Source organism: Peribacillus sp. NJ4 (assembly GCF_030348345.1).
Lineage (GTDB): Bacteria > Bacillota > Bacilli > Bacillales > DSM-1321 > Peribacillus.
In genome coordinates this window covers 1,313,541-1,326,919 of record NZ_JAUCFQ010000001.1, presented here as the reverse complement: position 1 = coordinate 1,326,919, position 13,379 = coordinate 1,313,541, and the positions used below count along the sequence as shown (strand labels likewise).

The 13,379-nt window shown below is 37.7% G+C and carries 16 protein-coding genes; 2 read left to right on the top strand and 14 right to left on the bottom strand.

Annotation, left to right across the window (positions count from 1 at the left end; all coding sequences use genetic code 11):
• Positions 1 to 7 precede the first annotated feature (7 nt).
• The 5 genes from QUF94_RS06645 to QUF94_RS06625 all read right to left on the bottom strand — a co-directional run bounded on the left by QUF94_RS06645 (position 8) and on the right by QUF94_RS06625 (position 1,640).
• Complete coding sequence (locus QUF94_RS06645; RefSeq protein ID WP_289315155.1) at positions 8 to 460, bottom strand: DinB family protein; 453 nt, start codon at positions 458 to 460, stop codon at positions 8 to 10.
• Positions 461 to 635: 175 nt separating this feature from the next.
• Positions 636 to 833 (bottom strand): hypothetical protein, encoded by a 198-nt coding sequence (locus QUF94_RS06640; protein WP_289315154.1) that lies wholly within the window; start codon positions 831 to 833, stop codon positions 636 to 638.
• A complete protein-coding gene (locus QUF94_RS06635; protein ID WP_148357550.1) occupies positions 799 to 948 on the bottom strand; it encodes an FbpB family small basic protein in 150 nt (49 codons plus the stop codon). Before QUF94_RS06635 ends, QUF94_RS06640 begins: the two co-directional genes overlap by 35 nt.
• Positions 941 to 1,108, bottom strand: coding sequence for a Fur-regulated basic protein FbpA (locus QUF94_RS06630; RefSeq protein WP_081112861.1), 168 nt, complete (start codon positions 1,106 to 1,108; stop codon positions 941 to 943). The genes QUF94_RS06635 and QUF94_RS06630 overlap by 8 nt, the downstream gene beginning before the upstream one ends.
• Complete coding sequence (locus QUF94_RS06625; protein WP_289315153.1) at positions 1,029 to 1,640, bottom strand: flavodoxin domain-containing protein; 612 nt, start codon at positions 1,638 to 1,640, stop codon at positions 1,029 to 1,031. The genes QUF94_RS06630 and QUF94_RS06625 overlap by 80 nt, the downstream gene beginning before the upstream one ends.
• Positions 1,641 to 1,979: 339 nt before the next feature.
• Here QUF94_RS06625 and QUF94_RS06620 point away from each other — a divergent pair, with 339 nt between their 5' ends.
• Together QUF94_RS06620 and QUF94_RS06615 are read left to right on the top strand one after the other, a co-directional pair.
• The gene (locus QUF94_RS06620) at positions 1,980 to 2,540 is read left to right on the top strand and encodes a hypothetical protein (RefSeq protein WP_289315152.1); all 561 of its coding nucleotides are present in this window, start codon (positions 1,980 to 1,982) and stop codon (positions 2,538 to 2,540) included.
• 23 nt (positions 2,541 to 2,563) lie between these two features.
• Complete coding sequence (locus QUF94_RS06615) at positions 2,564 to 3,202, top strand: hypothetical protein (protein WP_289315151.1); 639 nt, start codon at positions 2,564 to 2,566, stop codon at positions 3,200 to 3,202.
• A gap of 167 nt (positions 3,203 to 3,369) precedes the next feature.
• Here QUF94_RS06615 and QUF94_RS06610 read toward each other — a convergent pair whose 3' ends face one another.
• The 9 genes from QUF94_RS06610 to garD form a co-directional block, all read right to left on the bottom strand.
• Positions 3,370 to 4,020 (bottom strand): DsbA family oxidoreductase, encoded by a 651-nt coding sequence (locus tag QUF94_RS06610; protein ID WP_289315150.1) that lies wholly within the window; start codon positions 4,018 to 4,020, stop codon positions 3,370 to 3,372.
• A 300-nt stretch (positions 4,021 to 4,320) separates the two neighbouring features.
• Entirely contained in the window at positions 4,321 to 7,359 is a 3,039-nt protein-coding gene (locus tag QUF94_RS06605; protein ID WP_289315149.1) for an efflux RND transporter permease subunit, read from the bottom strand.
• Between the two features lie 607 nt (positions 7,360 to 7,966).
• Positions 7,967 to 8,665 (bottom strand): polysaccharide deacetylase family protein, encoded by a 699-nt coding sequence (locus QUF94_RS06600; RefSeq protein ID WP_289315148.1) that lies wholly within the window; start codon positions 8,663 to 8,665, stop codon positions 7,967 to 7,969.
• A gap of 97 nt (positions 8,666 to 8,762) precedes the next feature.
• A complete protein-coding gene (locus QUF94_RS06595; RefSeq protein WP_289318303.1) occupies positions 8,763 to 9,218 on the bottom strand; it encodes an ASCH domain-containing protein in 456 nt (151 codons plus the stop codon).
• 73 nt (positions 9,219 to 9,291) lie between these two features.
• On the bottom strand, positions 9,292 to 9,768 hold the full coding sequence (locus tag QUF94_RS06590) for a VOC family protein (protein ID WP_289315147.1): 477 nt from the start codon (positions 9,766 to 9,768) through the stop codon (positions 9,292 to 9,294).
• Positions 9,769 to 9,803: 35 nt separating this feature from the next.
• The gene (locus tag QUF94_RS06585) at positions 9,804 to 10,115 is read right to left on the bottom strand and encodes a hypothetical protein (protein WP_289315146.1); all 312 of its coding nucleotides are present in this window, start codon (positions 10,113 to 10,115) and stop codon (positions 9,804 to 9,806) included.
• Positions 10,116 to 10,360: 245 nt separating this feature from the next.
• Positions 10,361 to 10,774, bottom strand: coding sequence for a hypothetical protein (locus QUF94_RS06580; RefSeq protein ID WP_289315145.1), 414 nt, complete (start codon positions 10,772 to 10,774; stop codon positions 10,361 to 10,363).
• A 406-nt stretch (positions 10,775 to 11,180) separates the two neighbouring features.
• Positions 11,181 to 11,633, bottom strand: a complete 453-nt coding sequence (locus tag QUF94_RS06575) for a GNAT family N-acetyltransferase (protein WP_289315144.1) — start codon at positions 11,631 to 11,633, stop codon at positions 11,181 to 11,183.
• Between the two features lie 210 nt (positions 11,634 to 11,843).
• On the bottom strand, positions 11,844 to 13,367 hold the full coding sequence (gene garD / locus QUF94_RS06570; protein WP_483313680.1) for a galactarate dehydratase: 1,524 nt from the start codon (positions 13,365 to 13,367) through the stop codon (positions 11,844 to 11,846).
• Between the last annotated feature and the right edge of the window lie 12 nt (positions 13,368 to 13,379).

The following is a 13,379-nucleotide window of genomic DNA, read 5'->3' as shown; positions in this document are numbered from 1 at the left end:
TAGATCACTATTTTTTAATTAGAATTTGATTGTTAATATGATGTTCCATATGCTCTAGATAATCATTTATTAGCCACTCCAATGATTTTTGTTGATTATTGCCGATATCACAAAGATTAGATAATCTATCATTTGGTGTATTCGTTATTATATGTACGATTTGCTTATTTAAAGTACAAAAAAGGTTAACTATCTCATCCATTGGTCGCTCTTGATAATTCTGGACTAATACCCATTGGTCTTGATTATATGATTGTATAACATATGGCTGTTCTTCGTACTGAATCTTGATAAACCTATTCATATTGTTCAATGCAGAATCGCATAGATGTCCTAAAATCTCTTTTTTGGACCATTTGTGTGGCATTGGTCGATGATTTAATTCTTTTTCTGTCATCCGGTTGAACTCTTCTGGTATAAAACCTATCCAATTATTGATTCCATCTATTACATTTTTCAAGTTGCACTCCCCCTAAGTTTTACCTAAAGGATTTTTATTCGGCAACCAACCAGAAAATACCTTCTTCTTCAATCAACAGCATTAAATAACTGACCCAAAAGAAAAAACCGAAATCAAAAATGGATTTCGGTTCAGACTGCAGACAAACCCGAAAAAAAGCGAGTTTCCCTGCAATTTAAAAAACGTTCCAGTTGGTTTCAGAAATCCGCTCCCTTTCCGTCGACTGTCTGCCAAGCCTCATCAAAGCAAGCGTCTGTGGGGTCTCGGCTAGCCAGTTTTCCGGCAGGAGTGTCGCAAATTTCTTCAATACCTGGAGGCAACGTTCAAATTTTAACCAATCATGATTGTACTTGCTTACTTTCCTTTTTTTCATTGATAGCTTTTTGATCGATTTTTGTATAGATGCGTTCCACTTCGATTTTGTCATGCAACAGAAGTTCGCGGTTTTCTTTTAGCAGTTCAGTATAAGATTTCTTTCTCCTAGACATTTTTTAATTCACCTCTCAAGTGATTGAATTCCTTTTGCAGGACAACTAACGGAAGCTCGTATAGTTGTTTATTATATTTTTTAAAAATCCCGAATTTCAGAAGTTCTTGGATAAGTTCCTCTTTTTTTGCTTCTCCCTTTGCACTTAATTGGGTAATCATCAAGGGCCCTCCTTAACAAAAATGCTGATTTTTGGTATTTTGGGTTGCCTAGCATCCGATCCCACATGAAGAATCTCCACTTCTTCCTCTTGCTTCCCCATATAAGGGCATGCTCTGCAAAGTCTTCACATTTCCTTAATTGTTCGTATCTAGTGCTTTCCTGGTGAATTTTCAATACTCGATCATGTACATCAAATCCCAATTCCTTCATTTTATCTGAAAGAATATCTATCGCGGCGCAAGGTTTTGAATGGGTCAAGTCGCCGGCACCAAAGAATGCGACTTTCACTCCAGCAAAGTCCAATTGGTCAATTTCTTCATAAAACTCGTTTGCTTCATACGGTAAATCTTCAAGATTCCATGTATATAAACCAATAAAGGCCAAATCAAAATCCTTTAAGGCATCAACTTCAACAGTATCCAATCTTTCCATATATACTTCACAGCCGACAGCCTTCATTCTATTCTTTATGTTCATAGCCATTTTCTCGGTATTACCGGATAAACTGACATAACCAATGAATACCTTCATCTATATCACCTTCCTAATTGAGAATTAATTTCATTACACATCTCACTATAGATGAAAATGATTCTCATTGTCAATTATTTACCTCCTTAAATATTACTAAACAGTCCGTCTTCGTTTTATTTATAGTATAAATATCCTGTAAATTAAGTGAAATTATCAAAATACTTAGGTAAAAAAGACTATTTCTTATAAAAAATACTGATATAATATAACTATATAGGTAGATATAACAAAATAAAAAAACACCTTCCAATTTCATATCTACCTTTCTTGTTTTTGTAATAAATCCATAAATATATGAATTTATTATGGAAAATAATTATTTAGGAGGTTATTATGATGAGAAAAGTGCTATATTTATTTTTATTTTCAGTATTTTTGATCGCTAGTTTTCCTAATCAAACAAAAGCAGAAGATACAGACCCATCTAAAGAATTAACAGAAGTAATAACACAAGAGGCAGAGCCAACAATAGACTTGAATTCACTACCAAATCTTGCAAACACTGATTATTCACCAGATAGCCTTTCTAATGGAAATGAATCAGTTATCACTCCATATGGACTTTCATTCGCACGCGGAATGGTTGGCTGTTATGTCATAAGTAAAACTGCATATTGCCCTTGGACTATACAAGTTGGTGGAGATGTAATCTCTTATAGCAATGTAAAAGTTACAATACAAAAACATCACGGATTTCTTAATGGCGGTTGGAAAAATTATAAAACTCACAGCTTTAGCTATCCTATAAATCGACCAACCTCCACAATTAGAAATGAATCATCTGATCGATTGTCTGCTGGAAAATATCGTGCAAAACTAGGTGGAACGTTCAGGACAGTAAAAAATGGTACTTATTCAGCCATTGCAAATGGTTATAGTTATTTTGAGGTTAAATAAAAAACATACTAGGTGGGCTGCTAATGGAATGGTTGAAACCTTTTGAAGCTACTAATCAATTCGAAGACAATACAGACAGTTTTTCAGATTTCAAGATCAGGGAATTTATCCCCAATTCAAATGTCCAAAAAAAATATTCACTATTAACTCAATTCTTTTTACTGTTGAGTTATCAAGATGAAAATAGTGTTACTTCGTTATTTGTCGATAATAGAATTGATAATCAAGTAATCGAAGAAATTATTATGCATTTTGACAGCACGAAGATTGTATTGGAAAACGAATTACCATCAGAAATAATGTTAAGTAAGCCGAATCAAGAATCTCTTTCCTTGATCAGGTCGAATCATTTAAATCCGATAATAAAAAATCTATATGGGACAATTAGCAAGACACAATATGAATGGAAACCTCAAAAATCATACAAGATACTATCTGAATTTATAGAGAAATACGAAGATATGGGGTTCGATAAGGTGTTAGATTGTTTAAAAAATACATCAAAGGGGCCAATAATCTCTCTCTCATTATACAATTGGACTTTAGAAGATTATTTAAAAGATACTTTTGCCATTAGATATTTCACGCATAAATGTAAGAATGTTTATTTATGGGTTGATGATTCTAATATTGTTACTACAATTCAACTGGAATTACATTAAAATACCCCTTTTATATTAAACAGTAAAAGTAAAGGATTTATTGTTTGATAAAAGGGGTTTTTCTGTAATATTTAAGTACTCTATAATTAATCATGCCTTATTTTAAGGAGTATCCTAAAATGACCTTACCGTTGTATTACCGCATTTCCCTGACAGTTAAAAAGCTTTTAGCAATTCCCCTTAACGTCGCATTGCAGGCCATCAAATTCATTCAGTTTATTCTTGGTTTCTTCCTTCTCAATGACTTGCGCTAACCTTTCTTTGCTAGCAAGTCCTTGGATGACTTCATCACCAATAATAAACGTCGGGACAGCCCTTATATCCGCTTCTTCATAAGCATGTTTGAGTGCTTCTTGGTGCACTTCCCGATACTTCCGTGACACTAATGCTTCTCTAAAAGCATCTACAGGAAGTTCAACTTCACCCGCTAATTTTGTCAACACTTCAATATCTTCAATATTTTGTTCCTCTTGAAAAAACGCTGTAAATACTCTGTTGTGGAACTCGTTCCCTTTTCCGTGCTCCTTTGCAAAATGGCACCCTTCGAACGCCAAATGTGTATATGGATGCGGAGAAACACGGGGTAAACGCATATCAACTCCCAGCTTTTTCGCAACAGGAAGAATGTAAGAGTCCCATGAATTCAACTTATCCGGTTCCTTCCATGGATCAATTTTGGAATATGGACTAGGGCGAAGTTCAAATGGCATCCATTCCACTTCCACATCTTTTTCCTTCACGATTTCGTCTAAAGGACCTTTGCCCAAAAAACAAAATGGACATATAAAATCAGAATACGCTTTAATTTTCACTGTCATATTATATTCCCTCACTTTTCATCATTAGCTCTCACTTGTAACCGAACCAGTTACAATAACGAGTAAAAAAATATGCATTCTCTACGATATAGAATGCATTGGATTAAGTAACTCGTAGCCGATTGCTTCTTGCGATTTTACTTTATTGTCTTTCACCTCTGCTGTAATCATTTTAGTTACAGGTTGAAGATAAGTCAAGCATTATTTAAAAAAATCTTTAAAACCTTCCGTTCGGGAAGTAAGAAAAAAAGTTTGTAAAGGAAGCGTCGCTTTCTCTACAAACTTTTCAGTTATTCTCCATTACATCTCGATTTGTTCGTTAACGGGTTCTCTCTTTTTCTTCCTCTGTTTTTTCGATTTTTTATAGTACAGCAATTCATATATACATGGAATGACGATAAGTGTGAGCAGTGTTGAAACAGCTAGCCCGCCAATGACCACGATCGCTAAACTTTGTGAAACCAGGCTTCCTGTTTCCGCCTTTTTATATAAAAGCGGCAGCATGGCACAAATGGTTGCTACAGCCGTCATTATGATCGGACGGAATCTTGTAGCTGTCGCTTCAATGATCGCATCACGGATAATCATTTTTTCTTCGTTTTGTTTGACTCGATCCAGAAGCACAATTGCGTTTGTCACCACAATTCCTATCAACATGAGAGCACCCAACAGTGCTGTAATATCCACTGGAATTCGACTGATAACCAATCCTAATACCGCTCCAATCGCAGCGAATGGCAAGGAAAATAGAATGGCGACCGGTGCTTTAATCGATTTGAAAGTTATAACCATGATTAGAAAGACAATGCCTATGGATATTAACATCGTAAGGAACAAATCAGTAAAATCATCTGTTTGCTGAGCACTGGCTCCTCCAACTAAAATTTCTACATCTTTCGGAATATCAAGGCCGCCTTTGTTCTCCTTATCTCCAAATATCTCAAGATTTATTTTGCTTGCAATATCGGAAAGTTTAGTCGGATCGACCGTTGCCGTTAATTGAAGATACGTTTCCCCATCTTTATGGAACTGCGTTGTTGCACTCTCTTCGCTCTTTAAAGAGGCAACCTTTGACACCGGAGCTAGACCGCCATCTGTCATTATGGGAATATTTTTTAAATCCTCTGGTTTTTTGGGATCTAAGATTGGTTCAAGGACGACAGGTGTCTGCTTATCCTCCAACGTTATATTGCCGATAGGGGTTTTATTAAGCATGATCCCTAATTGTTGACCTATTTGTTCTGTATTGCCTTTAGCTGGATCTACCTTGAATGAATAAATGGTTTTCTTTTCGTCCTGGTTCGTTGTAACATCTTCAATTCCTTTAATATCCTGAATTTTTTCTTTGACCTTATTGGCAGTCAGTTCCAAATCTTCAACATTACTGCCGATCACATCTATCGTAATGTTCGTCTTTGATGCCCCCATCATGAATGAAGAAGCGGTGGACGTAAGCTTCGCATCAGGATAGTTTTCTTGTTCCTTTTCAATTTTTTTCAGGATTGCATCAATATTTGCTTTATCCTTCACCAGGAGGCCGAAAGTCGCTTCTGTAGGTGATGTGACCGCGCCATATTGTGCCGCCTCTGCAGAGTTTCCTAATTGCATGAACACATTATCCACTTCACTCATTTCTTGCATCGTTTCTTCGAGTTCAATCGCTTTTTCTTTTACTTCATCAAATGGCTGATCATTTGGATAAGTTAATGTCACGGAGACATAGTCTGCTGACGAATTATCAATCGCCCCTTTTGGCATGGCAAAATATGTACCAACAGAACCGACAAACAATAGCAAAGCAACAATCAAGACAACCCATTTATGGTTTAATGACCATGTAACCAGCTTGGTGAAACGCTTGGCTGGTCGATGTTTTGGAAGCTTCGCTCTTTTCAGCAATCCCGCACTCATTAACGGAACAACCGTCAATGCGACAATTAAGGAAGCCAGCAAAGAATAAGTGACCGTTAAAGCGAAAGGCAGAAGAAACTCTTGGAGCCCTCCGTTCAATAAAGCTACCGGCAAGAAAACGGCTACAGTAGTAAGGGTTGAAGCTGTTATCGCCACTCCCACCTCTTTTACTGCATCCATCACCAATTCGATTGAAATCTTCTCTTGCTGCATTTTCCGGAAAATATTTTCAATAACAACAATACTATCGTCCACCAATCGCCCGATCGCTACAGCGACACCGCCTAGCGTCAAAATATTCAGCGTCACTCCCGACAATGACAGCAAAAATAACGTAAAGCCAAGAGATAACGGTATGGATACGATTGTAATGAATGTAGAACGTACATTTCGTAAAAAGACCATGATCACAATGGTGGCGAATAGCGCACCAAGCAGCACTTCTTTAACCATCGTCTGAACGGAAGTCTCCACCATATCTGCTGTAGATAAATAGATGGTCGATTTCTGGTCACCATACTTTTCATTAATTTCTTTTGATACTTTTTCAACCTCTTTACTGATTGTGACAGCATTTGATTGGCTGTCCTTGATAATGCTTAAATCAATGCTTTCCTTTCCGTTAAAACGACTGATGAGTTTACCATCCTTCGCTTCTTCAACTTTTGCTATCTCTCCAAGAGTTACATTTGGAGTGACTTTTAACGCTTTTAATTTTTCAATACTTGTTAAATCCCCAATAACCTTAATGTTACTTGCCTTCCCATCAATCACTTTTTCGCCTACGGCCAGAGCTGTATTCTGACCGTTAAGGACGCCCATGATATCTTGAATGGAGACTTTCTTTTTAGCCAATTCTTTATTGTCCACTTTGACTGAAAGTACAGATTGGGAAACTCCAAATGTCTGTACATCCGAAACTCCTTTAATATCTTTATATAGAGGCTCTAATTCCTTCTTGGTAAAGTCAATGTTTTCAGCTGTTAATCCTTCTTTGAAAGTAACAGCTATAAATGAAATGGGAATCATTGATGTATTTAGCTGTGTAACAGTAGGCTTTGCCATGCTTTGTGGCAATGCTACATTACCTAAAGCCTCTTGAACATCGAGTTTCGCTTGTTTCATATCCGATCCGGCTTCAAAAAATAGATCTACTTTTGAAAATCCATCTCCAGTGGTGGAGTATATTGAACTCTTTCCTTTAACTCCCGTTACTGCTCTTTCAATCGGATCTGTAACTTGTGTTTCCATCGTTTTCGAATCAGTGCCCTGCCCCATTGTGATAATCGTAACTTGTGGATTATCAGCAGATGGTAAAAATTCCATTGGCAATTTAAAATAACTGACCACACCTATCAACAAAATAAAAATGGTTACCAAAGAAACGGCAGCCTTGTTGTTAAACGACCACTTAGTAAAAAACTCCACGAACAAATCACCCCTGATTATAATTTAAAAGAAAATAATTCCATTTTAAATCTTACCATATTTTACTAATACTGGAGTGTTAATTTTTTATTGATTTTTATATTTTTTTGTGACTCTATAAATTAATGATAAACCAACTTGGTATGAAGAACTTTTTCCACATAACATAAAAAAGGCTGCACAGCAGCCTCATAGAAACAATCTTGATTATTTAAATCCTTTTAAAAAAAGCATAACGATAGCGAAAATCATTATCCCGATAAATAATATAGGTCCGATGCCCGAGCTATACACGAAGTATACCGTGATGTGGCGAAAAACGAGCACGACAAGAAATAGGAATAACAGGAAACACAAAATGATGATCAGAGCGGTATTTTTATTCCGATACAACGTAACCAGCCCCATTTTAATAGCTTTATTTACATGAAGGAAAATTCACAGGAAATCCTGCCTCTTACATCAACATACCGTTATGAAACAATATGCCTCCTCCATTTTGTACTATTCTGTATATCGGGAATTATTAATCCTTCACATAGCGGAATAATAAAAAAAAGGTTGCCGCAGCAACCCATTTTTTCGAGAATCTTGTAAAAATTTAACCCTATAACTCTTGAAGTTCATTGACCGTTACAAACGTATACCCTTCGTTCGTTAACTCTCGTAAAATTTCTTCAATAGCTTGAAGTTCTTTACCCGTATCATCATACATTGGATGAATCAGGATGATCGAACCTGGTTTTATATTTTCCTTCACATACTTCACTTTGTCAGAAGCGGAAGTGTAATAGCTATCCGGTTCCAGATTCCAGGTAATGGTGTCCCTATCATTTTTATTTAAGTAATAAGGCAAACCTAAGATCTTTTTCCCGTTTGGTGGGCGAACGTCGATTTCACCCTTATATCCTGAGTTTCGAATCAATTTATCCGTTTTCTCGATTTCCGTTTTTATAAAGGAAGGGGATTTAAAAACCATTCGCTTGTGGGCATACGTATGATTCCCAATCTGATGTCCGGCTTCCGCTATTTTCCCAGCTTCCTCTGGATAATTTTCGATTTCGTTACCAATCAGGAAGAATGTAGCTTTTGCATCGTATTTATCCAACAACGGAAGGATCTGATTTACATTCTTCGATGGGCCGTCATCAAAAGTCAAAGCGACCACTTTTTCATTCGTCTCGACCTTATCCGTTAATCCTCCGAATACCTGATAGTTTCTCGAATTCATCAATTTATACGTACCAAGCAATAGCAGGAAAACAACCAGTATACCCAATCCAATGAATGTCAGTTTCTTTTTCATGGCAAATACCTATCTTTCTATAAGTTTTTTAATCCAATGACCTATTATAGCAAATCACTGAACGAAAACACTTATTGTGCACTTCCGAACGAACCCTCTACATTCCCTTCACATGAATCAATTCAAAACGCTCACACACCAGCAGCATATCTTCTTTAAAGGTGTGGCCGATTTTGTCCAGTGCTTCTTTAAAAAATTTTTCATGAGCATCCCACCAGTATGTATAGGTTCGATCTCCTTCCCCTTCTGCAATCGCAAACCCTTCACTCACTTCATTCATGGGCAATACCTCGACTTTCACTGTTTGGATGATGGCTAAGGGCTCATCCTCACTGCTTAATATAATGCTATAATCACCCACGGATGGTAATGGTTCATTTTCCTCTTCATAAAAAACATACCCAGAGCACGTAGCCGTTTTTTTCCCTTCGATCACTAATTGAGCCAAATGATCGGGATCAGCCCCGAATTGCCACGCACTGACTGACTTGGGTTTTCCTTCGTCTGTCCCTTGCCAAAATTCATTCCAATATAATTCCGCTTTGACATTCATTCTATAAATCCCCCATTCTGCTTTAACATAAAGCATATTAAAGCGATTCATTCTTAAAACATCCGCCCAACTGTCATTCGCTTTTTTCACTTCTGTATTCATTTAACCGTTCCCATTCACTTAAATACATACGATTCGTGATTTTTTTTGGATTTGCCAATTTACTAATAAATTCCAAACTGTTGCCGTCTGGATCATTAAAGTGAATTTTAGCGTGGGCATCTTCCCCGTGAGGCATCACGAAAGGTTCAATTGGTTGAAATCCGAACGCCTCTCTTGGCGAATAGCCCCTATCTTCAAGCCATGCGACTGAACTCTTTAAATCTTCCAATGATACTTGAAATGCTATATGCCTTAAAGAGGGATGATACTCAACCTCCACTTTTTCCGTTTCCCAAAGCCCCAACCAACTTTTATCCTTTTCAATCCATAGAAAAGCCAGGTTGTCTTCAACCTTATGATCCAACTGTAAACCTAGTCCCTCATAGAATTCGATGGACCGTTTCAAATCACGGACCGGTAAATGTGCTTCATATAAACCTCTTATCATTGAAAAACCACCTTTTTAGTCAGATCCAATTTGGTCTACGGGGCAAATTCAATTTCACCCGTTAATAACAAAGTGATGACGATAACCCATAATATGAAGAAAGACGAAGAAAAAACCAAAGAGATAATAGGAATCACTTTTTTCTCCGTATTCTTCAAAATACCTATGATAGAAAGGACGATGCCGGTAATCGTAAGGAAAAATGTTATATAATATCCAGTCAGGCTCCCGATATTGGCAATTCCAATAGGTGTAACAAAAACAATAAAAAAGCAAATAATTCCGATGATGAATGAAATAAAACTAATTACACCGTACCTCTTCTGAATAAATGCTTCGTTTTCCATCGAGCACACCCTTTCATGATTGTCTTATAGATCCTACACATCTATAAATATCTCACGAATAATTTTAACATATAATACCAGCGAATGTTTGTGCAAAGGTTGCCGCAGCAACCTTCCCCAATGACAGGACAAGAAACGTTGAATTAAAGCTTCATTTTCATAGGTTTGCAAATGAAATTAGTAAGTGAATAGAACGATAAAAGCCTACATCCCGATTAAGGATGTAGGCTTTTATTGAATTAATATTATTGCATTACGTTAAATGTATAAGTTATTTTTGAAGAACTTGCATTTTCGAATTTAATACGGTATGTAGCGCCTTTGGTAACACCTGTCCAGTCCATTCTTGTATAGCCATTTTTAGCAGGATATTTTGTACGGTAATTCTTCCAAACGCCACTAGTCTTTTTTTGAAGAATTGCTTTGAATGTTCCAGATGCAGAGCTCTTTGCATTTACAGCAGTCCAAATTTCGTCTGACACAGTAGTTGTCATAGTACGTTGGTAAACGTAATTGGAGAATGAACCAGAATGATAATATGTAGTCCAAATACTTCCTGTAGTTGACCAATCTGCTGCCTCTGCTTTTTGAGTACCTCCGAAGCTTGAAAGACTTAAAACAAGTGCAAGTGCAAGTGAAGCTATGATGCTTTTTTTCATATGTATTTCCTACCTTTCTAATTTCATACATTAGTAATATTAACACAACTACTCAGTAGTACAATTACACAAATTAATATTTTCTTCTTTTTATTATGGATAGTCATTCTCGTTATTGTGGCATATTTAACGCTGTATTCTAGTTCCATGATTTATTTCCATTCTTTGAGTATCTCTTCCTTATTACGGCCAAACCTAGAAAGATTATGAATAACTAACTCATCATCAAAATGGATTATATTTTTCATTTTTTGATACTCTGTACGTTCAAAATCTCTGCCAGATAGATCCTACACATCTATAAATATCTCACAAATAATTTCTACATATAATACCAGTCGATAGTTGTGCACAAAAAAAGGTTGCCGCAGCAACCTTCCCCAATGACAGGACAAAAAACGTTGAATTAAAGCTTCATTTTCAAACCTTCATGAGTCGCTTTGAATCCTAAATGTTCATAAAAACGCAGCGCTTCTTCCCGATTTTTATCGGTCGTTAGCTGAATGATATGACAGCCCCGCGCTTTTGCACGCTCAATCGCATATTGGATCAACTTGCTTCCTATTCCTTTCCCCCGTTCTGAAGATGCCGTCCGAACCCCTTCAATCGTAGCTCTCCAACCGCCTTGATGGGTAATATAAGGAGTGAACGTGATTTGTTGCACCCCAACGATTTCCTCACCAAGACATGCTACGATCAATTCATTATTCTCATCTGAATCAATGGATTCAAATGCTTTTTGATAGCTTTCAGGAAGGGGATATTCATAGCGCTCTCTTTCCCTCCCCAATATATCGTCCGCAAGCATCTTCACTATTTCACTTAAGTCCTTTGCTGTTGCATTCCTGAATGTAATCATACAATGCCTCCTAATACGTACTTCATCTTCACACTTTTTCGTCATGATGAAATACTAATCTAGTTCAACCATAAATTCATGTATAACTTCTGCCAATAGTTCGGCGTTCCTCTTTTCTCGAGGAAAAATAATGATAGCTTTAAAAATAGGAATAACAAAAAAAAGGACAAACTTCCTCTTTTATAAGGAAGTCCGTCCAGAAAATCATTATTAGGTAATTGGAGCTGGATTGAATAATGCCAAATCATTATGCAGGCCCCAATGCTCTGCCCAGGTTTTCTTTTTACCGCTGGCCACTTCCAATATAAGGTGAAATATTTCCCACCCAACATCCTCTATGGTTGCTTCTCCAGTAGCGATAGTTCCGGCATTTATATCAATCAAGTCTTTCCATTGCTCGGCCAATGTATTTCGTGTAGAAACTTTGATGACGGAAGCCATTGCCAGATTATAGGGTGTCCCTCTTCCGGTTGTAAAAACTTGAAGATGGATGCCGGAAGCCAGCTGTAACGTTCCGCAAACAAAGTCACTAGCTGGTGTAGCTGCAAAAATCAGCCCTTTTTCCGTAGCCTTTTCACCAGGAGCCAGTACGCCAGATATAGGGCTGCCTCCTGATTTGGCAATGGACCCTAATGATTTTTCCACTACATTGGCCAATCCGCCTTTTTTGTTTCCTGGCGACGGATTGGCACTTCGATCGGCATCACCTAATGCGAGGTAGTCATCATACCAATCCATTTCCTTTATTAAAGCCTTCCCTACTTCTTCATTCACTGCACGAGGCGTCAATAAATGAATCGCATCCCGTACTTCCGTGACTTCAGAAAATAGAACGGTCGCCCCTGCTCTAACTAACAGATCTGTAGCATATCCCACTGCAGGGTTAGCTGTAACACCAGAGAATGCATCACTTCCTCCGCATTGCGTTCCGATGACTAATTCGGAAACTGGACATGTTTCGCGCTGCCTGCGGTTCAACTTCATTAATCGTTCTTCAGCCATTTCCATGATGGATTGGACCATTCCCGCAAATCCCTGCTGATCCTGAAGTGAAATGATATCCGAGTCGTCTCCGCTTGGATTTATTCTCATTGGAGAAAGCTTTTCACAGCCCAATCCAACTACCAAGGCTTCACCGCCGAAATTTGGGTGTTTCGCCAGGTTCTGAATCGTGCGAATGGGAATAACTGCTTCCGGTGCATTGATTGCGACTCCACAGCCATAGTTGTGATTCAAAGCGACAACATCTTCAACATTGGGATACTTCGGGAGAATCTCTTTTTTTATGCGGTTCACCACGAAATCCAGAACGCCTACTACACATTGAACGCTAGTTGTAATGCCTAATATGTTCTTAGTTCCAACACTGCCATCCTCATTGCGAAATCCTTGAAATGTATATCCTTCAAGTTGTGGTAAAGTTTTGGGTACATCATTGGCTACCGTTAATTCCTTTAAATCCGGGGATGCCGGCAGTATCACCAATGACTCATCAATCCAACTGCCCTTCCTGATTGATTCAGCTGCATGGCCGATAACTTCTCCATAGCGGATGATGGCTTCATTCTTGTCTATATCCATTAAAGCTACTTTATGACCTTGTGGTATTCTTTCTTTCAATTCTAGCCCACAAGGGAAAACGGTTCCTTGATCCAAGCCCCCAGTATTAACCACAATGGCGACATTGTCTATCGAATTTACCTTAATATAAAGCGGTACCTCCGTGAGTTGCATTTTAGTATCCAC